Source organism: Bacillus sp. NPDC094064 (genome assembly GCF_050279585.1).
Classification (GTDB): domain Bacteria; phylum Bacillota; class Bacilli; order Bacillales; family Bacillaceae_G; genus Bacillus_A.
The window spans coordinates 397,971-418,918 of record NZ_JBNNUI010000001.1 but is presented as its reverse complement, the minus strand read 5'-3'; the positions used below and the strand labels follow the sequence as shown (position 1 = coordinate 418,918).

The window sequence follows — 20,948 nt, the reverse complement described above, 5'->3', positions numbered from 1 at the left end:
AAATAGAGTAAAAAGAAAACTTATATTTTTTCTTCACTGCACGTAAAAAAAGCACCTATTGTCGTCGGTTGACAATGAAGTGCCTAACTCACGTAATTTTCATATTGGGTATTTGACACCTTATATACATTCACTATCTCTCCTCTCTGCACAAATGAATATAATGACCAAAATCAGGAAATACATCCCAGTTATTTTCAAGATGATCATGAACCTCTCGTTCTTCTACTAACCCTTTATTTACATCCATTTTTTCCATTACTGTATAACCATTTTCGCGGAAATTCAAAATTAAGCGAGTGTTTTCTTTTTCATTCGTATCATTATATTCCCAATACATAGCTGTTCTTAAGAAAATTCTATTATCATTTATAACTTCAAAATCATAATTTAAATACTTACGAACTAAGTCATCATAAAAACCAACTGAAACCCAGTCTTTTGTAACATTTATAACATACTTAATCCTCTCACCTTCAGTTAACACAGCCGTATATGGTTCGTGATTTTGATGACACAAGTATGCTTTACATGTATCAATTATATTCCAAGGTTGCTTTCTAATATCTGACCACTCGTCACAATAATAAATATTCATAGTTAATAATCCCTACCTTCTATACCTCTTAAAAATATTCCTAGTTTCTATTTTTTTCATCATGCTCTAAAAATAAATACTGTAAGTCACCATTAATAGTTAATTGAAAATCCAACTCTTCATCTTCAGTACACAGTCCTTCTTCTATTATTCTTAAAACTGCATATACAGTATCCACTTCTATTTGTTCAAGTATTTTAAATAATATCGATTTTTTCATTAGAAAGCCCCGTATATAATTTCATTGCATCCTTCCAATAGTGATCAGTCACTTCATTACTATTCGTACTCTCAAATAATTCACGATACGTTGTTAAATTCCCTCTAATTATTGATTGGTGTAACTGTTTCATAACATCTTGTATACTCATACTTTTTATTACCTTCTATTTTCATTTGATTGTTACATTCACACAAATTATTTTTTTATCAAAATAAAAAAATGCTCAAAACAAACTAATAATGTTTTGAGCATTTTAATCACTTATGTATAATAATTTACAGTATCTTATTACTTACTACTTTCACTTATGGGTTTTACTATACACATTACTTATTTCACTTTTAAAATCATCATACATTAAAAATGCCTCTTTTAATATTTCCTCTAACTCCAAATAGTTTCGATCAACAGCCTTCAATATCCTACTTTTTCGCGTCTTCGCACCATTCAACCAATCATTTGACATTTGTGATCCATCTTTAGTTTTCCCTAATTGTGAACTGCCAAATTTAGCTTCATCAATAACATATTTGATCTATGATTCTGCATTTGTATTTTCGTATAATCCATCAATCCCTTTTACTATTTTATCATTTATGCCTGATGGTGCACTTTTTCCGACTGACTTTAAATCAAATCCAGCTTCTTTTAAACTTTGATTATTCAATAAATTGTCACTAGATTTTATTTCACCATAATTACCTTTTTGCTTATTTGTAGCTGTTTTCGCATCAAAATTATCTACAGTTGTGTTTTTGTTACTGCTAGGTTTACCGTTAGCCGTACCCTAAGTATCATCCTTAGCCCCTTTAACTCAACCAATTTCTTCCTAAAGCTTTGAAATCTTACTTTGAGTATAGGCTTTCGTGTCTTTATGACTTAGGGTGATTGCCTCTTCAAATATTAACTACTATAATTACAAGTAAATTAAAACAAACTTAAAAGGAATGAATTCTTTACTATACAGAATTCATTCCTCACTAGTTGCTTAAAATATTTATCTAACTCTTTAGTTTCAATTCACATTCAATATCCCCTAAACATACATTAAATTTAAATTTCCCTCCATATTTTTAAATTCCTAAAAATGATGGAAAGCTAGCATACCCTGCAAGCTTATGCTGAATACCACTCTTCCGTAGAAAAATTATCAGCATTTGAATTTCCTTCTAACTCCCATTCGCTAATAAAATTAATTATTTCTCCTAAAATTAGATTTATATCATGATTTTTTATAATCAAACCTCTATGATTATTCCAAGTCAAATCAATTTCGATATTTATATTCAACTCATCCTCACATTTACTTAAAAAGTCATTCATTACTAAGGTAAAACATAAATTCACAAAATTATCAGAAATCCAAATTACGGATGAATCATCATTAACCTTCTCTATTCTAAATCTTAAATTATTGTATGCAATCCACTTTATATTACCTTGTATTTTTTCTACATTCATAATTATTTTCCTCCCATACTATGAAATAATCCTGTCAAGACATCCATTGCTGGATTTGTTTTTAAACTGCCATATATCACATCTTCCCATGAACCATACTTTTTATAAAGTTGTTCAGGTGTAGATCCTTCTGCTCTGCCATATTCAAGAATATTTCTTTCATTGCATTCAATCCATCTAAATTATTAGATTTTATATACGTTTCCATTCTTCCTTGATTTCGCTCTTCAACTTTCAATCTAGCAATTTCCTCCATAGATAGCCCATCATTTTGAAGATTTTTAATATCTTGTTCTAGTTGTATTCTTTTTTGTTGTATTTTTTCATGATACTTTATTCTTTCGCTTCTTGCATAAGCTACATCATCACCATTTGTCCAGTCTACCCCAAACTTATTTAAGGCAGATTCCTTCTTAGGTGAATATCCATATACAGCTTCAGTATTTCCCTCAATCTCCTTTGCTATCTTAGGATTATCTAATGGATTTCGAAGTTTAGAATTTATTTCTCTTCTGGTACCACCAGCCTCGACTATATCATCAAGATAATTGCTTACAGTTTTACCCGTACCCTTATAGTTGTTATCTCACGCTAATTTTTAATTAGAGATTTTTTCAATAGACTCAACAAAAGAGACCTCAAATATGAGGTCTCTTTTGTTGAGTCTTTTTCATCTATAACTTCCTCTTTACTTATTCAATATCAGACAATCTTCCTTATTGAAATATAATAAAATCCTAATAAAAACGCGTTCTTCAAAAAGTTCTTTTTCTGCCCTACGAATCTAGTAAAATGGCTATAAGATATTACAAATTTAAGCTACGCTTAACTTGCACTAATAAATCCATTAATCCATTTCTTTCTGGATTTTTTTCCACTTCTTTTTTCACATGTTCTTCCAAATAATTATAAAAAGTTTCAAAGTCCAAATACACTTGTTGTTCAGACTCAACAGCTGGAGAATCTAATTCAACTAACACATGCTTATCATCTAAAGGTGTAGGTAGCTGTGACATATCAAATTCATCTAAATCAGACTGAAAATGAACGAATACTATTTCTTGTCCAAATCCCTCTTTTTTTACAAAAAAACTCAAAGCTCTTTCCAAGTACTTACCGTTTATAAAGTTAAAATATATTGACATCAATTCATCGTTTTTCTCTTTATCTTCAATAAATTCAAAATTACTATTCACTTTATCCTCCTATAAATATTGTATCTTGATAATATCAGTCTAGAATTGGGAAAAAGTTAGTTATCTCACCAGCATCATTTAAATAACCTCTGAACTTCAATCCATTTGAAGCAGTACCTTCAACAAGCCTACCATTTATTGTTCCCTTTTGCATTGCTTCTTTTCCCCACTGATATATCTTATCATCACTAATCATTGCTGGATCGTATATTGTTTTAGGCTCCTTAATATTTTTATACGAAACAGGTTCTGCAATATTTCCAGCCATATCTTTTCTAGGTATTTTGTATTCAATCTCATAAATCCCTTCAAGGTATTTTTGTGTCGCTTGTACCTCTTCTTTTGTAAATCTATTATTGATAGATTTATTTTCGCTGCTTATTCCTTCAATGTCGTTATACACATTGTGCTCTAAATCTACACTTTTTCCAATACCATTGTCAGATTTCCGTATTTTCTCTTCTATAATTATTTGAATTTGCTTTGCCCATTCCATATTTAACTTTTCACTATGAAACGTCCCACTCACAGGACTAAACCCTTTCCCGCTTTGCACTTCAGCGAGTCCGGCTGTGATGCTAGCTGCTAATTGTAGGGCGGTGCTGTAGTTGTTGCTGGACGAATGATTGAATTCATATAAACGCTCTAGTTTTTCTTCTAGTTTTTTCCTCATCGCAACTAAGACCGCAACAATTGCGTCTACTCCGGGCATTGGTGTAAGTACTTCGATTGCTTCTATACTTGCAATCGATTGATTGGCATGTCTCGTAGAGTAAACTGCTACGATAATCCAGTCGTTGAAAACTTCTTCATATCATGAAAGAGAATTGTGGAAGCACTTCATCATTTGAAACTTTTGTTTTTGTATTTTGGGATATATAATTCACCGTACCAAATATTGTAATTCCGAAATAAAAAGCACTTGTTGCTTTTAATCGGCAATCAAGTGCTTTAAGTTCATCTGTTTATTAAGTAGGATTATTTTAGGGGATTTTCAATTAACTTTACAATATCTTTAAAACTTACGAATTCATTAGTTTCACGTTTATTCCATTTATTTACATTCTTAGCCCACTAATAGCTATCTCGCCTAGTTATTGTTCTTATATTCAAAAGAATTACCTCTCTTCTTTGCACAAATATAAGTATTGGCCAAACTCAGGGAATGTATCCCAATTTCTAGATACATCATCTTTTGTCTCTCGCTCTTCTACTTCTCCAGTTTTAGAATCTTTTTGCTCCATAGCAATATGACCATTTTCTTGATACCCCAAAATCATACTTTTTAACTGTGTATCTCCGTCATATTCCCAATACATTATTGTCCTTAGGAATAGTCTATTATCTTCTTTAACAATAAAATCGTAGTGTAAATATTTACGAAGAAAATCATCCAAAAAACTTACCGATACCCATTTCTCAGTGACATTTACTAAATACTTTGGCTGCTCTCCATCACTAAGAACAGCAGTATAAGAATGACGATTTTCATGAAGTGTCTTGGCTGCATTCTTATCAATAATATTCCAAGGCTTCTTTTTTATGTTAGACCACTTATCACAATAATAAATTTCCATTAATTATACACCTTCCCATTAATATCACGAATAATAATCCCTTTCTCATTCGCCTCTTCAATAATTTTTTGTGGAACTGGCTTTGTTTGTACAGGGATTTCCAAAATTAGCTCTCCATCTAGTTGACCACCTTTTAAAGCATTAGGATTAAATTTACCTGAAGAAATTTCTGAACCGGAAGAATACTTTTTAGTAAACTCACTTAAATAACTTAATGCCGTCTTTTCTTTTACTTCAGCCAATTGGGTAAATTTCCTCGAGACAATTTCTTCACCCGGAATATAAGAATCCACAACATATTTCTTCCCATTGTTTTTTCACAAAATCGGGTATTGATTTCTTTTTAGATAGTGTTTTATCCGTGCCCTTACTACCATCTTTAGATTTCGCAAACTTATAATAAGCTTCTATTAATATACGTTTCAATACAGGGTCTGGTGGTGATTTAAGCATACTTAAAGATTCTCCTCTGATTCCTTCAAATTCAACATTCGAATTAACTAGTGAAGGTGTCTGATTATACCTTGCTTCATAAGAACTAGCAAAATCAGTTTGTCTAAAAGCAGGTGGAACTTCAGTCTCTCTATTTTCCGTACCCTATGTTGTAATCTTAAAATAAAAAGCACTTGTTGCCTTTAGTTGACAATCAAGTGCTTTAAGTTCATATGTTTTTAAGTAGCATAAATTTGTAAGTTTTGTAGTAACAGTATGACACCTTTTGTACATCATGACAAATACTATGTTAAAACTTACGAGTTTGTTAGTTTCATATACACTCCATGTGTTTATATTTATCACCCGGTAAAATGTCATCTCGCCTAAGCTCGTACTTTGTTTTCTATTCTAGAATTGCACACAGTACTCCATGACGGTACAACCATCATGAGTCTTTACTTTTTTATAGCCTGTTTTTTGAGTTCACTTGTCTTATATGCGTTCATATTTTTAATTTTTGTACTACAAACCTTTTTGCTCTTGTACATAGCTATAAATCTAGTATCATAGGTTGTAATATTTTAAAAATCATTATAAGCAAACTAATTTGTTTACTTTTATAAACTATAATTTAAACATGAGTATTACTTAGAGCAAAAAAGCTTTAAAGTTATTCATAAATATTAGTTATTTAAAAATCCATGTTTTTCAAATGCTCTTATTAAAAAATATTACTCTGCATGTCTCAAATGTTTTGGATTATCCTTTTTGGGTGGCACCCACTCTACTTCTCTTAACCACTTTTCCACAGCTCTCTAGTTTCTTTATGTGACTCTTCGGTAATAGTTGAATTTACACCAAAATAAGTCTTATTGCCTACAGTAACACTTGCAATTGTATAACCTAAATCTATTGAGTATGGCTTTAATCCTACCTTCTCTCTAAATCTTTTTACTCCTTCACATCCTGCAATAGAACTTTATCTAAAGACATAAAAAATCCCCTCCATAATAAACAGTACAGTAACCTTCTTTCAGCTGTCTACTATAAGGGGGTAATACCCGAATACAGAAATCATCTTCTTGATGTTGCATAATTTTTTCAAGATGACCTCTACAAAGGATACATATTATTCTTTATTTAAACTTTTTTATGAAGACCACCAAACGAAAGCCGGTAGGAATCTGCGTCTATTATCTTGACGTATTATCATAATTATCAGCATTAGGATCATAGTCCAATATTACGTTATTAAGTTTATGATTGACATTATTTATTCTGGTCAACAGATCCTCAACCTCTTCTGATAACAATTCATTCTCTAATTCATTCCTATCAATGCTTCCTAATTCTTTTTTTATGATATCAACCACACCCACAAAAACTTTTGGATGTGTCACTACTATCTCTCCAATGGCTAAGTGAACTAATAAATTTTCTGTTTCACCCTCATTGCAGACGGTTTCGAACTCATAAAATGTTCTTGCAGTAGCATATTTATATCCTCTATTTTCATTTAACATATTATCATACATTTCTTTAACAGCCTCAATTAATTCATTATACTCCCAATCTTCCATTTATATTCCTCCTATAAGACTATGGTTTTAATCTGTTTCCGTTATTATGGATAACCTCTAGTTCTATATTTTTATATTTTTTAGAAAATTCCGCTATTACCCTACTACAACTATCGCAAGTATCTAATTCTGTAAATAACTTTATTTTACCTTTTGCCTCAGTATTATTTCCAAGTCTGTTAGCTATATCATTTAGAATTTTATACTCAGTATCAGAATCTCTTGGGTACTCAATTCCATTCTTATCTGCTGCTTTTGAAGCTTTAAAAGTTGGGTTATTAGGCTTTAATGAAATATCCGCTATCCTTTCCTCTAACGTACCATTTAGTTCATTTATGCTACTTTGAGCAAAAAACTCTGATTTATCAATACCTTTAACATCTACTTCTGCTAAAGCAAAGTTCCCAGACTTTTTATATCCACTAGTTAATTTCCCCCTTAGCTCTTTCACTCTATCAATTATATGAGCTTCAGTTGCTATATCAATTTCCCTTGTAGGATAAACTTTACCCGTACCCTTAGCAATCCCCGCACTCCCAGACGTTGCTTTCTTCACATCTCCAACCTTTTTTAAATCATGAAGTTTATCAACTATTTTTACACCTTTCCCATATGGAGTCATCATCCCCACTGCTAGGAGTTTTTCACCATAGGTAGCTTCTGGGTCAAAGAGTGTGAAAAGATCACCAAAGAGAAAATCGAATCCAAACTTCGCCACACCGATTAAAAAAGGATCGAGTACTGGCCTTCTACCACCGACTGGCTGGCCAAAAATGTTATGCTCCATTTCATAATCATCGGTTTCAACTTGGAAATCCTCACCTATATTCCCTTTTATTGTACCATTTTTAATTCCTTCAAGGTATTTTTGTGTCGCTTGTATCTCTTCTTTTGTAAATCTATTATTGATAGATTGATTTTCGCTGCTTATTCCTTCCATGTCGTTATACACATTGTGCTCTAAATCTACACTTTTTCCAATACCATTGTCAGATTTCCGTATTTTCTCTTCTATAATTATTTGAATTTGCTTTGCCCATTCCATATTTAACTTTTCACTATGAAACGTCCCACTCACAGGACTAAACCCTTTCCCGCTTTGCACTTCAGCGAGTCCGGCTGTGATGCTAGCTGCTAATTGTAGGGCGGTGCTGTAGTTGTTGCTGGACGAATGATTGAATTCATATAAACGCTCTAGTTTTTCTTCTAGTTTTTTCCTCATCGCAACTAAGACCGCAACAATTGCGTCTACTCCGGGCATTGGTGTAAGTACTTCGATTGCTTCTATACTTGCAATCGATTGATTGATTTCCTGTATTTGTTGTCTTATTTCATGTTCGATCACATCTGTTGAAGCAACTTTTGCTTGGAACTCATTTGGGAATGCTTCGTTTTGGCGAATTAATTCTTCACATAAGCATATAATTCCTTGCGCTAATGGCCGAAATGTTTGGACAAGGTAGGCTTTTGCACTACTGTATGTTTGTCCTTGTAATACTGTATCTATCGCAAACGCATCGATAGATTGAATGGCTTGTTCCATACTTTGAATCGTAGCATTACATATAGCGTTCATACTTTGAGTTTGACTTTGTACTTCTCCCAAATACATGTTTAAACTCATGTATTGACCTCCCTTTGTAGTTGCTGCTGTTCATAGGAAAGGTCGTTTTCTTTCTCACTGAGATGCCGTTTTTCTTTAAGCAACGTCTCTTTTTCGTTTTCTAATTCGAATGTAAGTTTTCTTTCATACTGTCCGATTTCTTGTCGCATATTCGTAAAAAGGTGAAACACTTCTTTGTCACCATACCAAGTTTCTAGTATTCGGTTAAATAAACGATTGCTTCTATTTTTCCATTCATGAAAACTAGCCTCAGCTTGTTCTTGATTTTGCAGTGCAATTCGGTTTTCATTTTGTTCTTCAAATATACTTCGTAATTTTTGATTACATTGACTTATTCTCGTTTCAAGTTCTTGACTCATCTTTTCTCCCTACCTTTTCCCCTTTACGTAGGCCGTTACATTATTGAAAAGTCTTTTGAAGTCCGGTATCCATTTTCTCAAAATCATTTGCTACAGAATGGATATTATCAATCGTCTGTTGAAAAGCAGCGCAAAATTGTTTCGTGATGTGTAAATTTTGCTGATTTGCTTCTTGTGCTTTGAAGTTCACAGATAGTGTAGTACGCGTTGCCTTATTTATAGAGCGACTAGTAGCACTCTGCATTCTATCTGAAGCATTTCTCATTTTCGTTGCAAGTTGCGTTGCCCTATGCAAATTACTTTGAAATTCTCCCATTACTTACTCCCCTCTACCTTTTATTTACAAAAATTATACCACGGAAAAATATTCTAATAAACCGAATGTTCGAATTTAACATACAATTCAGCACTGTTACTGAGGATACGAGCAAATCTTCTATTTCAACATAACTGTATCGAAAGTAGATTTTACTTATACAAAAAAAGATGACCTCAGCCATATGCTAAAGTCATCTTTTTCTACCTTATTATTTTACTAATTCTCCATTATAAGCTTTTATATTTAGCGGAGCTGTTAAAAATTGCGGTGCTTTACTAACGAAAGATGTGAAGTGTTCACTCGTATTATGACTCGCAACTGCTGCTTCATCTTTCCATACTTCTACCATCGTATAAACACTTTCTTTTTCTGTATCTTTATATAGTTCATAAGATACATTTCCACTTTCTTCTCTAGAACCATGAAGTAGTGGCTGAATTTCTTCTAAAAATGATTGTTGTTTCGCTGGATCTACTTGAAATATTGCGTGAATAATAATCATGGTGTTTCCCCTCTCATATTCCACTTATTTCTTTTAAAATTACTTCCACTCAGCAACTTTTTCAACTGGAAGACGTACTGATTGATAACCACTGTCAGCAGCTTTTCCGATTGAAATTAACATTACTGGTACGTGACGTTCTTTATCTAATCCGAAAGCTTCTGCGATTTGGTCTTTTTCAAATCCGCCAATTGGACAAGTGTCATAACCGTGAGCACGAGCTGCTAGCATAAATTGCATCGCTACAAGACCACCGTCAATTAAAACCGTATCTTTCATTACTTCTGGTGTAACCATTGAGAAGTAAGCTGAAAGTTTTTTCATTTGATCTTCTTTTACTTCAGCTGGCATTAAACCACGCTCTACTGCTGTACCGTAAATTTCTTCTGCGTTATCAAAGTTGTTTAAGTCACCAAATAAAGCGATCATTGCTGAAGATGTTTCTACTTGAGATTGATTGAATTTCGCAAGTGGCGCAAGTGTTGCTTTTGCTTCGTCACTTTCAATCACTACGAATCTCCATGGTTGCATGTTTACTGAAGATGGTGCCAGTGTTGCTTCTGTAAGAATTTCTGTCATTTCTTCTTTGCTAATTTTCACTGAAGGGTCGTACTTACGAATTGAACGACGTCCTGTTAAAATTTCGTTAAAATCATTTGTTTTTACTGAGTTAGTCATAGTTGTATTCTCCCTTTTTTATAATTCTTTTATATTTTCTTGAATATGGTTTAACATATTTAAAAGATTGTCTCGTTCTTCTTCACTTAATCCTTTAAATGCAGATGCTGCAAAACGCTCTTTTTCCTCTTGAAACGCTTGAATTTTATTTCGTCCCTCTTCAGTAAGAGAAACTAACGTAATTCTGTTATCATCTGGATTTTTACGTCTTACAATCATTTCATTTGCCTCAAGCTGCTTTAAATGTCTCGTAATCGCAGCATTATCAATATTCACTTCTTGCTGAAGTGCTTTTTGACTAATTTCACCTACTTCATATAACTGAAGTATAAGCTCTAATCGAGACTGGCTCATACCCGTACACCCTTCAAACTTCGAACTTACTTCTTTATTTAGAAAGTGTAATTTATATAAAATAATCGCTTCTTTTGAGCACGAACTTGTCAAATTAACCCTCCTTCACAATCAAAATAAAAATGTTTGATGTATCAATAGTTGATATGTCAATTAATATAATCTATATCGATTTAGAATGCAAGCATTTTGTTTTCATTTTTATTTTTCCAAATTAAGGCGCTTTGTAGCGTTACAAAAAATGTAAATTTCATTATAATAATAATAATTTAAATGACTGGAGAGTGATTGTTATGCGGCAATACACAAATAGAAATGAGGAAATGAAAATGGGAAATGAAATGAGGATATTTATATATGACAACAATAAATATAGGGATTGTTGCACACGTAGACGCTGGCAAGACGAGTTTGACTGAGCGTATTCTATATGAAACGAATGTAATTAAAGAAGTTGGCCGAGTTGATAGCGGAAGTACACAAACTGACTCAATGGAATTAGAAAGACAACGCGGAATTACGATTAAAGCTTCTGTCGTTTCTTTCTTTATTGATGATGTAAAAATAAATGTCATTGATACACCTGGACACGCTGATTTTATCGCTGAAGTGGAGCGATCGTTCCGCGTTTTAGACGGTGCGATTTTAGTTATCTCTGCCGTTGAAGGTGTGCAAGCACAAACAAAGATTTTAATGCGAACATTACAGAAACTAAACATACCGACTATTTTATTTGTTAATAAAATTGATCGTAGTGGTGCAAATACTGAAAAAGTTATGAAACAAATAAAAGAAATTCTTTCAAATGAAGCATTCCCCTTCTATTCTGTCCATAACGAAGGAACAAAGACAGCTCATATTATTGAATATAAATCATATGACGATTGTATAGAGCGATTAGCGCCATATAACGAATCATTGCTTGCATCATATGTAAATAACGAAATAATACCGGACGCATTATTAAGAAAAGAGCTAGAACAACAAATACAGCAAGCAAATGTGTATCCAGTCTTTTTCGGATCAGCCATGACAGGCATGGGCGTACCTGAACTACTTGAAAATATTTCAGCCTTACTTCCAGCTAATAATTCGTCTCAAGATGAAGAATTATCCAGTGTTGTTTTTAAAATTGAACGTGAATCTTCCGGAGAAAAGATTGCTTATGTAAGAGTTTTTTCAGGTAGCTTACACGTTAGAAAATATGTGGATATACAGCGGAATAAGTCTCTACCACATAAGGAAAAGATTAAAAAAATGTGCATATTTCATAATGGAGATGCCGTTCAAACTTCTACCGTTCCTAGTGGAGAGTTTTGCAAAGTGTGGGGACTGAGTGATATAAAAATTGGTGATATTATTGGTGAACGGACGGATTATATAAAGGATATTCACTTTGCCGAACCACAAATGGAAGCAGCCATTGATGCGGTACCTAAGGAACGAATTCATGATTTATACGCTGCTCTTATGGAACTATGTGAAGAAGATCCACTCATTAAAGTGTGGAAAGACGATATTCATAATGAACTATACATTCGCCTTTTCGGTGAGGTGCAAAAAGAAGTCATTGAAACAACACTGTATGAGAAATATAATTTGCAGGTTACTTTTTCAAATACGCGAGTTGTATGCATTGAGAAACCAATTGGCGTAGGTAATAGCGTGGAAGTAATGGGTGAAAAAGCGAATCCATTTTACGCAACAATTGGTTTTAAAATTGAACGTGGTGAACTTAACTCTGGCATAACGTATAAATTAGGTGTTGAGCTTGGTTCATTGCCTTTAGCATTTCATAAAGCGATTGAAGATGCAGTATTCCAAACGTTAAAACAAGGTTTATACGGATGGGGAGTTACGGATATTATCGTCACGTTAACACATACCGGCTATGCAAGTCCTGTTACAACAGCGAGTGACTTTAGAAACTTAACACCGCTCGTTTTAATAGATGCTTTAAAGAAAGCCGAAACATATGTATATGAACCAATAAACGAGTTTGAATTAACCGTACTGGAACGTGCAATTAGTACCGCAATGTATAAGCTCGCTGCCATTCCAGCAACTTTTGCAGAGCCTATATTATATAATGATTCTTACCAATTAACAGGATCATTACCTGTTGCGAAAACAGAGCATTTTAAACGAATGCTTCATTCATTTACTGAAGGAGAAGGTATCTTTACAACAAATCCAGCTGGTTTCACAAAGCTGAAGCCTCCCTTCCCTACTCGAAAACGTGTTGATTATAATCCGCTGAATCGGAAGGATTATTTGCTTCATGTGCTGAAGGCTTATTAAAGTAAAAGAGGTGCAATTCGCACCTCTTTTTGCATGTATTGATAAGTTAGTTTTCCCTAATAATTTCTTTAAGCTTTTCTATTATTTTCGCTATTGCTTCAATTGAATTTTCTGTTTCATATTCTCCAACATTTACAGAATGATTTGCGTTTTTGATAACATCAATTTTTAAATTTGTATTATGTAACTGATTAATTTGATCTGCATTGTATTGGTGATCTTTGTCTCCAATTACTAAAAGCCCTTCATGATCACTATGTAAGATAGATTCAAAAATCGTATCAAACGTCAGTAAAGGTGTAAGTAATATCATTTTTGACTGCAAAAACTCTTCTCTCTTCATTACACCATTCGCAATTGGAATCGTTCCAAGTGATTTCCCTAAAAACATTGTATGACTGTATTGCTCATCTTTTAATACTTCATTCATTATAGGATGAATATCATCCATCATTACTTTCGTTACTTCTTCCATTGGTTTATTCATTAATTGTCCATCATAAGAATAATGAATATGTACTACATCCATTTTATGTTCAAGCATTAACATCGTCGCATAATAAAATAACGGCTTATCGTAATTGTATCCTGAACCTGAGAACATAAAGCAAACCGTACTAGAACCTTTTTCTATATGTGTATAATGAATTGCTTTGTCATTTATATGTATCTCTTTTTTAGTCCCCTTCACCGTTCTCCCCTCCGAATACATTTAATCTTGTAAGACGATATGTTCTGTATGAACTGCTATATCCTTTACTTTCTCTTTTATAAACGCGGGCTGTAAATTATATGCATCTAACTCTTCTACCGGCACCCACTTAAATAAATACTTCCTTCCCTCTTCTTCCAAAATATATTGATCTTCTCCATTTGCAGGTAACTCATGTAGCTCTACTTCGTAATAAAAACTAATCTCATGAAACTTTCGCTCAGAAAGTGTGAAGAAATTTTCTACTGACCATATTAATCTCTTCACTTCAATAGGAACATTTAGTTCTTCTGCAAGCTCTCGTTTTAACGCGTCTTCACTATTTTCTAGCATTTTCACTCGTCCGCCCGGTACGTACCAAAAATCTTCACCGTCCCCTTGCAAAATAAGGATTTTATTATCATGTTTACAAATTGCTCCGACACGGTAATTAAAACATGTTTCCTCTACTTTAAACGTAAGATCCATCTGTAATGCCCCCTATATAATATCGAATCATTGCAAAGCTATTATGTATGTGCTGTACAAATAAGATTACTAAATTCGCCCACTTCATTCAATCATTTTCGAATTTTCCGAACTCTTATTTTTCATCATTACAAGTGTATATACATATGTTACAATCACATTGCACACTAGAAAAACAGTATGGGGGTACGAATGGAAACGTTATTAATCCAGCAAACTGAGAAATCCAATAAGTTTTGGAAAATCGTTGTGAAAGAAAAAGACTACGTTGTGTTTTATGGGAAAATTGGCACAGCTGGCAGCGTGAAAGCGAAAGAATTTGAAACAGAAGAAGAATGTATGAAAGAAGCTAACAAACTAGTTGCTTCCAAACGTAAAAAAGGATATACAGACCCATGCCCTGGGGAAATTTACATAAAAGAAAAAACGATAACAGAAGAAGAATTTTGGGAACTACTTAGTCGTGCAAAAACGAAAGGTGAAGACCAAGAAGAACAAATAGAATGGCTTACTTCTCATCTCGCAAAACGTACAGTACATGAAATTGTAGCCTTTGATACGCATATGCATCGTATTTTGACAGCTTCCTATACGTCTCGTTTATGGGCTGCTGCCTATATTATTTTAGGTGGTTGTTCGGACGATTGTTTTGATTACTTCCGCGGATGGTTATTATATCAAGGAAAAGAGACATACGAAGCTTGTATTGAAGATCCAGAACGGTTAATTCCTGTATTAGAAAATTTGAGTGAGTATGACGTCCCAGAAATAGAAGAACTTTCTTTATATTTCGGTTTCACTGTATATGCAGAAAAAACTGGTGACGAAGATGATACTTACTTTACACTTTACCATGTCTTATCTAATGAAGAATTCGACGATGTAGATTTTGAGTTTGACTGGAATGAAGAAGGTTTAAAAAAGAAGTTTCCTAAGCTATGGGAGATGTATGGGGAAGAACCGATTGAGTGGTAGATGAATATTAGGACTCTGTTTAGCAAATAGACAGAGTCCTTTTTCATTGGACTCTTATTTAAACTCTCTTTATTTCATGCCACTTTTCTAACAGCACCTTTTCTCTTTCCTTTGAAATACCTGCTTTTAATTCCCTATTTTCCATTTCCTTCATCCACCCATACACGTCTGTAACTGTATCTTCTAAACTTCTAAAAGTAAGCCCTTCTTTAACGGCACTCTCGACACTAATAGAAAACCCACCTTTCCACGGCTTCGTTTCCCCTTCTAACGGAAAAGTTTCGGGAAGCCATAAAGGCATCTCTGTCCAAGGCTGCACTTTATGTTCATTCATAAACGATTCATCAACCCAAACAAATTCAGCATCGCTATTCGTAACCTTTTTACATGTATTTAATAGTTCTTCCATCGTTAATTCATCATTCGGACCTGTTATATTGAATGTACCTGCTTTATTATTTTCTGCCATGTCGAGTCCAAAGCTCGCGACATCTTTTATATCAACTAATTGTACTGGACGATCTTTTCTTCCTGGAACTAACACTTTTCCGCCCTTTGCTACACGCTGAATCCAGTATGGAAGTCGATCTGTATAATCAAACATTCCTGAAAGAAGTCCTGCTCTTACGTGTAAAACACGCCCCGGCCAATACTTCTCTACTTCTTTTTCACATAATACTTTAAGCGCACCATAATACTCATAAGGAGATATTTCACCATTCTCTACAGCCTTTATTTGCTCACCCGTTGGTTCAGGTTGTAATATATAGTCTTCTTTTATGTCATGCGGGATCCAATCTTTATATACGGAAAGGCTTGAGATGAATATATAGTGTTCAATATTATCTTTCAGTACTTCTCCAACATTTCTAATGTGATGTGGAGAAAATCCACATGTATCTACGATAACATCCCATTTTCGATTTTCTAAACTTGATACATCACCATTTCTGTCACCGATAAGCTGCTCCACTTCAGGAAAAACTTCTTTGTTTGTTCCGCGGTTAAATAATGTAACTTCATGTCCTCTGTTCAAAGCCTCTTCTACAAAAGCTCTTCCTAAAAATCGTGTACCGCCTAGTATTAGAATTTTCATGGTTCTCCCCCATTCGTGATAAAAAATCTATTCATTTGTTTAACGATTTTTTATTGTGGAAAGTTACGCGGGATTTTCTTTTTTACTACAATTTTAATTCTATAAGCAAAAAAGAAACCCTTTTGAAAAATTAATCAATACGGTTTCTTAAATAAAAAGTACTTATTTTTATATGTATTATATGGACAATGCCCCTGCCAAATTGACAGGAGCATTGCTTTTTCAAAACTTATTTTCTTTTTTAAACTTGAATTAAAATTAATATGAAGTCCAGCCGCCGTCTACAGAAATGACTTGTCCGTTTACGAAACTAGCTTCGTCTGACCCTAAGAAGATAGCCAGTTGTGCAACTTCTTCTGGTTGTCCAGCACGTGGATTAATTGCCATACCTAATGCTTGACGGCTCGCACCAAATTCGCTCACATTCGTCATTGTAGAAGCAATGTTTGTTATGACTGCTCCAGGGGCGATACCGTTACAACGGATGTTGTTGTTTGCATACATAAAGGCCGTATTTTTTGTTAGGCCAACGACTGCATGTTTAGATGCTGTGTAAACAGCACCAGCACGTGCACCGCATAATCCACCTGCAGAAATATTATTGACGATCGTACCGTGTCCTTGTTCCAAGAATAGATTCACTGCAATACGCATTGTTTTCATTACAGATACTGTATTCACAGAGAAAACCTTTTCCCAGCGTTCGTCTGAAACTTCACCAACAGGTTCCATTCCATCCATGATACCTGCATTATTAACAAGAATATCTAATTCCCCGTAAGCTTGTTTTGTTTCATCGAAAAGGCGTTGAATATCTTCATCAGAGGTAACGTTTGTTTGAACAGCAATGGCCTCTGCACCTGTAGCTTTAATTCCTTGCACTACATATTGAGCCCCTTCTAAATTTAAGTCTGATACAACGACTTTTGCTCCTTCTTTTGCATAACCTTCTGCAATTGCTTTCCCCATACCTGACGCAGCACCAGTGACAATTGCTACTTTACCTTCTAATCTCATCTGAAACGGCCCCCTTTGTCTTTTATTGCACAGTTGTTCAATAAAAATTATAATAATTTAAAAGAGCGCTTACAATGAGCAAAAAAGTGATAAATGTTCAATAATTAACACATCGAAAGAAATGTGTTCATTAAGAGGTGAAAAAAATGATGCGTACAGATATGCGTATTGTGAAAACAAAAGAGGCGTTACATAACGCATTGTTAGAATTATTAAACGAAAAAACTTTAGAAGTCATCTCCATCTCGGAAATTTGCAGAAAGGCAAAAGTAAATCGTGGTACATTTTACTTGCATTATAAACAAGTAGAAGATTTATTTGAGGAGTATTTTAAAGAAATTACAGCAGATTTGACACGTTCTTATCAAGAACCTTATCGCTACGTATCAGTATTGAAAACTAGTAAATTAGATCCTACTACAATTCGGATTTTTCATCATATCGAAAAATATAAATCATTCTACAGAATTGTATTTTCCAAAAAGGTTCCTTTAATATACTATTATTTATTTTTTGAGGAAATAAAACATTTGTTACTTCAAGATAAAGAAGCTTTATTTAAAGAAGGGGTGAACCCTTCACTTTATTGTTCCTACCAAGCGAATGCGATTATTGGCATCATTATTGAATGGTATCAAAATGATTTTTCTTATAGTACAAGTTATTTAAATGATCAACTTGTTCAATTTTTAAACTTGGGAGTAGATGGTTAATTTAAAACAAAGTTGTATTGTTTATAAAAAAGATGTACCGAAACTAACTACACTCTGTTACTGCACTAACTGGGCAGAATAACTCAATTAGAAAACTATCTCCATATGAAATATCCGTAAACTTAAAGTAACTCCAAAATATACAATGAAAGTTGATTTTGGAGTTATTTTTTGTTTAATTCACTTTTCTTCGGCACTCTGCATCTAGACGGTAAATCTGTTGACCACGGTAAGACTTTATCAATTTCTTCTTTATTGTTTAAATCGATATTTGGGAGCGTTTCAAACAAATAAAGAAGATAATAATATAGAGAACAAAACAAGTATAACTAAACCTTTTATTCTCATTTTCATAAAAATAAACATATTAATCTTTTAAATAAGGAAATATGTACTCTTTAATTAACTCCCATACATCATTAGCTTCCAATATAATTCCAGCTGCTATGGCCACCACCAAATCCTTCTCCGGTACACAACAAATCACATTCCCACCATCACCCATGGCACAGTATGAAAAGATTCCATCCTCTTCTCGTAACCACCATAAGTAACCATATTGATTTTGGTTCATTTCTGTCGACTCTTTTACCCATGATTTTGAAAGAATTTGCTTTCCATTATGAGTACCATCACTCAAATATAATTGTCCAAACTTCACCATATCTCTAGCTGTTAAAGTTAGTCCCCAGCCGCCCGTCGAAATACCATTTGGATCATGAACCCATCCTTTCACATCTTTTCCGAATAAGTCATCGAATCCAAAAGATTTCATATTGTAGTTTGGAATTTCTCTCATACCGAGTGGCTGAAATAAGTATTCATTCGCAAATTCACGCGCACTTTTTCCTGTTACACTCGTAATAATTGCTGATAGTACATGCGCTCCTGCAGATGAGTATTTAAAAGATCCGATTTCTCCGCCGTTCCCCATTCTATTAAGTGTATACTGTACCCAATCCTCTTGTGTACATAGTTCTTCTAACGGTTCTTGCCAGTCTACAAAAGGATATGGCGCTGTCATTGTTAGAAGATGGCGTACTGTTACTTCAGATGCCTTAAGTTTATATTCAGGGAAAAACTCTATTACTTTTTGATCAACGCTTTTTATATAGCCTTTATCTATACATATCCCAATTAGCGCAGAGATTATCGTTTTTGTAACTGACGCTACATGAAATGCATTATTTGGTCCGTAACCGTTATAATATTTTTCAAAAATAACATTACCTTTCTGCACTACTAACATACCATTCATATTTTATATTCTTCTTTTATAATCTGATCTAACTTTTCAGCAGTTTTCATTATTCCTCTCCCTTTAACCTATAATTAAAAAGGTTCGATAGGTACATATATATCAACTATATGTTTCTTTTCTGGGATGCTTCTTTGGATCATTTCTATACACTTCAAAAGGATACGAATCTCTCGGTTTATATCCGCTATTTGGCAGCCATTCACCGTATATAAAGTCCCATGCTCCTTTATATTCATCTTGGAATATTTCAAAATGCCCTACTGCATACTTTCCAGAAGCTATTACCATTATTCCAATATCACTCGTTTCTACTGCGGGCGCATCTGGAATTGTTATACATAAACTTGTTCTTAAATGATAGTCTTCTGTAAACTCATGATGATCGTGGTAAATGGTTAATACTTTCGTATCCTCAAATACATGATAGTTTTGCTTAGCTGCGTAATGAAATAATTTCTCTATCATTTTTGGAAAAGCTATAGTTAACTCTTCATATGTACCGATATGTCTTATGTATGCGACGTTTATATCGTCCGCTGTTACAATTTCAACATTTCCTCGAACCTTCTTACATTCATTGTATTGAGAAGGTTCACTTACGTCTTTGCAATTCTTGCTATTATGGTTTCGATATTGAGACGGACTTACACCGTAATAACTTTTAAATGTCCGAGAGAAAACTGCTGAATCTGTGAAACCAAAATGGTAAGCGATATCCGTAATCGTCATATCCAATCGATATGTAAGAATGTTTGTTGCCCTTTCTAACTTCAAGCGATTCACATACCGGGATAACGGTTCATCTACTATTCCTTTAAAAATTCTATGAAAATGATACTTTGAAAATCCTGCGACATTGGCTAACTCTTCAATTGAAAGTGAATCATTTATGTGTGATTCTATATAGTCTTGTACTTTATAAATGCGCCTTATGTACTCATTTCTACTTTGTTTACTCTCCATATCTCTTTCTCCTCACAATAAAAAGGCTAACTTAGCGCTAGCCTACTTTTACACATGTTTCAAAAACAAAACTCTACTCCCGCCGTTCCCGTCATAATTTGTATGTACCGATACACCCTCTACCTCATCATCCCCAGCCTCAATTCGAAAACCGATTTCTTGATGAAATAATATCGACTTTTTATTAATTGGTGATGTGATTGCTTTTACAACTTTACGGTTATTTGCACGAGCTACATCAAAGAAATAAGAATATAATGTCGATGCGATTCCTCGTCTTCTATACTTCGGATTTACTCCGATAAAATGAACGTACGCTTCCTCTTTATGCGTTTGCGAAAAGAATCCACATAAAAAACCTAACGTTTCTCCCTCTTCTTCAATAATAAAACTCGTTTCTTGAAAGTGGACGAAAAACAATTTTGGCAACATGCCAGCCATGTCTCTCCCGCCCCACCAATCATTTAAAACAGAATGAATTTTTACATAATCTTCCCCTTGGATATTTCTTACTCGCATATGTTTCTCCCTCTCAC

The 20,948-nt window shown here is 33.8% G+C and carries 22 protein-coding genes and 6 pseudogenes; 3 read left to right on the top strand and 25 right to left on the bottom strand.

What is annotated here, in order from left to right:
- Positions 1-133: 133 nt before the first annotated feature.
- The 18 genes and pseudogenes from ACQKNI_RS02280 to ACQKNI_RS02195 form a co-directional block, all read right to left on the bottom strand.
- Positions 134-598: a hypothetical protein gene (locus tag ACQKNI_RS02280; RefSeq protein ID WP_088229505.1), complete on the bottom strand. Its 465-nt coding sequence runs from the start codon at positions 596-598 to the stop codon at positions 134-136.
- Between the two features lie 40 nt (positions 599-638).
- Positions 639-818 carry a hypothetical protein gene (locus ACQKNI_RS02275; protein ID WP_240522891.1) on the bottom strand — a complete coding sequence of 60 codons (180 nt, stop codon included), beginning with the start codon at positions 816-818 and terminating at the stop codon, positions 639-641.
- Positions 796-969, bottom strand: coding sequence for a hypothetical protein (locus tag ACQKNI_RS02270; RefSeq protein ID WP_240522890.1), 174 nt, complete (start codon positions 967-969; stop codon positions 796-798). The genes ACQKNI_RS02275 and ACQKNI_RS02270 overlap by 23 nt, the downstream gene beginning before the upstream one ends.
- 387 nt (positions 970-1,356) lie before the next feature.
- Positions 1,357-1,488, bottom strand: coding sequence for a hypothetical protein (locus ACQKNI_RS02265; protein ID WP_255291288.1), 132 nt, complete (start codon positions 1,486-1,488; stop codon positions 1,357-1,359).
- A 449-nt stretch (positions 1,489-1,937) separates the two neighbouring features.
- Positions 1,938-2,282, bottom strand: a complete 345-nt coding sequence (locus ACQKNI_RS02260; RefSeq protein WP_088229506.1) for a hypothetical protein — start codon at positions 2,280-2,282, stop codon at positions 1,938-1,940.
- Between the two features lie 2 nt (positions 2,283-2,284).
- A pseudogene (locus ACQKNI_RS02255) lies at positions 2,285-2,856 on the bottom strand (hypothetical protein); the annotation flags it as partial.
- A gap of 232 nt (positions 2,857-3,088) precedes the next feature.
- On the bottom strand, positions 3,089-3,478 hold the full coding sequence (locus tag ACQKNI_RS02250) for a hypothetical protein (RefSeq protein WP_001087574.1): 390 nt from the start codon (positions 3,476-3,478) through the stop codon (positions 3,089-3,091).
- A gap of 34 nt (positions 3,479-3,512) precedes the next feature.
- Positions 3,513-4,244: pseudogene (locus ACQKNI_RS02245) on the bottom strand (CdiA family toxin C-terminal domain-containing protein); the annotation flags it as partial.
- A 352-nt stretch (positions 4,245-4,596) separates the two neighbouring features.
- On the bottom strand, positions 4,597-5,055 hold the full coding sequence (locus tag ACQKNI_RS02240; RefSeq protein WP_088229507.1) for a hypothetical protein: 459 nt from the start codon (positions 5,053-5,055) through the stop codon (positions 4,597-4,599).
- Positions 5,055-5,469 (bottom strand): annotated as a pseudogene (locus ACQKNI_RS02235) (cytoplasmic protein); the annotation flags it as partial. The gene ACQKNI_RS02240 and the pseudogene ACQKNI_RS02235, both read right to left, overlap by 1 nt.
- A pseudogene (locus ACQKNI_RS02230) lies at positions 5,460-5,652 on the bottom strand (hypothetical protein); the annotation flags it as partial. The pseudogenes ACQKNI_RS02235 and ACQKNI_RS02230, both read right to left, overlap by 10 nt.
- Positions 5,653-6,683: 1,031 nt before the next feature.
- Positions 6,684-7,070 (bottom strand): Imm3 family immunity protein, encoded by a 387-nt coding sequence (locus ACQKNI_RS02225; protein ID WP_088229509.1) that lies wholly within the window; start codon positions 7,068-7,070, stop codon positions 6,684-6,686.
- A 19-nt stretch (positions 7,071-7,089) separates the two neighbouring features.
- Positions 7,090-8,694, bottom strand: coding sequence for a deaminase domain-containing protein (locus ACQKNI_RS02220; RefSeq protein WP_406911352.1), 1,605 nt, complete (start codon positions 8,692-8,694; stop codon positions 7,090-7,092).
- Entirely contained in the window at positions 8,691-9,053 is a 363-nt protein-coding gene (locus ACQKNI_RS02215) for a DUF3958 family protein (protein ID WP_098357079.1), read from the bottom strand. The genes ACQKNI_RS02220 and ACQKNI_RS02215 overlap by 4 nt, the downstream gene beginning before the upstream one ends.
- Before the next feature lie 40 nt (positions 9,054-9,093).
- Positions 9,094-9,369 carry a TIGR04197 family type VII secretion effector gene (locus ACQKNI_RS02210; protein ID WP_098357080.1) on the bottom strand — a complete coding sequence of 92 codons (276 nt, stop codon included), beginning with the start codon at positions 9,367-9,369 and terminating at the stop codon, positions 9,094-9,096.
- Positions 9,370-9,580: 211 nt separating this feature from the next.
- A complete protein-coding gene (locus tag ACQKNI_RS02205) occupies positions 9,581-9,874 on the bottom strand; it encodes a putative quinol monooxygenase (protein WP_088229513.1) in 294 nt (97 codons plus the stop codon).
- 39 nt (positions 9,875-9,913) lie between these two features.
- Entirely contained in the window at positions 9,914-10,552 is a 639-nt protein-coding gene (locus ACQKNI_RS02200) for a nitroreductase family protein (RefSeq protein WP_088229514.1), read from the bottom strand.
- 18 nt (positions 10,553-10,570) lie between these two features.
- The gene (locus tag ACQKNI_RS02195; protein WP_000204172.1) at positions 10,571-10,999 is read right to left on the bottom strand and encodes a MarR family winged helix-turn-helix transcriptional regulator; all 429 of its coding nucleotides are present in this window, start codon (positions 10,997-10,999) and stop codon (positions 10,571-10,573) included.
- Between the two features lie 264 nt (positions 11,000-11,263).
- Here ACQKNI_RS02195 and ACQKNI_RS02190 point away from each other — a divergent pair, with 264 nt between their 5' ends.
- On the top strand, positions 11,264-13,207 hold the full coding sequence (locus ACQKNI_RS02190) for an elongation factor G (protein WP_088229516.1): 1,944 nt from the start codon (positions 11,264-11,266) through the stop codon (positions 13,205-13,207).
- Between the two features lie 46 nt (positions 13,208-13,253).
- On the opposite strand, the gene ACQKNI_RS02185 is transcribed toward ACQKNI_RS02190, so the two are convergent.
- Together ACQKNI_RS02185 and ACQKNI_RS02180 are read right to left on the bottom strand one after the other, a co-directional pair.
- Positions 13,254-13,919 carry an alpha/beta hydrolase gene (locus ACQKNI_RS02185; RefSeq protein WP_098357081.1) on the bottom strand — a complete coding sequence of 222 codons (666 nt, stop codon included), beginning with the start codon at positions 13,917-13,919 and terminating at the stop codon, positions 13,254-13,256.
- The gene (locus ACQKNI_RS02180) at positions 13,920-14,387 is read right to left on the bottom strand and encodes an NUDIX hydrolase (protein WP_088229518.1); all 468 of its coding nucleotides are present in this window, start codon (positions 14,385-14,387) and stop codon (positions 13,920-13,922) included.
- Positions 14,388-14,579: 192 nt separating this feature from the next.
- Between ACQKNI_RS02180 and ACQKNI_RS02175 the strand changes: the two genes are divergently transcribed.
- Positions 14,580-15,362 (top strand): DUF4240 domain-containing protein, encoded by a 783-nt coding sequence (locus ACQKNI_RS02175; protein ID WP_088229519.1) that lies wholly within the window; start codon positions 14,580-14,582, stop codon positions 15,360-15,362.
- 58 nt (positions 15,363-15,420) lie between these two features.
- Here ACQKNI_RS02175 and ACQKNI_RS02170 read toward each other — a convergent pair whose 3' ends face one another.
- Together ACQKNI_RS02170 and ACQKNI_RS02165 are read right to left on the bottom strand one after the other, a co-directional pair.
- Positions 15,421-16,458, bottom strand: a complete 1,038-nt coding sequence (locus tag ACQKNI_RS02170; protein ID WP_088229520.1) for an SDR family oxidoreductase — start codon at positions 16,456-16,458, stop codon at positions 15,421-15,423.
- Between the two features lie 258 nt (positions 16,459-16,716).
- Positions 16,717-17,475 carry an SDR family oxidoreductase gene (locus tag ACQKNI_RS02165; RefSeq protein WP_088229521.1) on the bottom strand — a complete coding sequence of 253 codons (759 nt, stop codon included), beginning with the start codon at positions 17,473-17,475 and terminating at the stop codon, positions 16,717-16,719.
- Between the two features lie 146 nt (positions 17,476-17,621).
- On the opposite strand from ACQKNI_RS02165, the gene ACQKNI_RS02160 reads away from it, so the two are divergent.
- A complete protein-coding gene (locus ACQKNI_RS02160) occupies positions 17,622-18,188 on the top strand; it encodes a TetR/AcrR family transcriptional regulator (RefSeq protein ID WP_088229522.1) in 567 nt (188 codons plus the stop codon).
- Between the two features lie 367 nt (positions 18,189-18,555).
- Here the strand turns inward: ACQKNI_RS02160 and ACQKNI_RS02155 are convergent.
- The 3 genes and pseudogenes from ACQKNI_RS02155 to ACQKNI_RS02145 form a co-directional block, all read right to left on the bottom strand.
- Positions 18,556-19,496, bottom strand: a pseudogene (locus ACQKNI_RS02155) (serine hydrolase domain-containing protein).
- Positions 19,497-19,520: 24 nt separating this feature from the next.
- A pseudogene (locus ACQKNI_RS02150) lies at positions 19,521-20,412 on the bottom strand (AraC family transcriptional regulator).
- A 48-nt stretch (positions 20,413-20,460) separates the two neighbouring features.
- Positions 20,461-20,931, bottom strand: a complete 471-nt coding sequence (locus ACQKNI_RS02145; RefSeq protein WP_098840833.1) for a GNAT family N-acetyltransferase — start codon at positions 20,929-20,931, stop codon at positions 20,461-20,463.
- Positions 20,932-20,948: the final 17 nt, after the last annotated feature.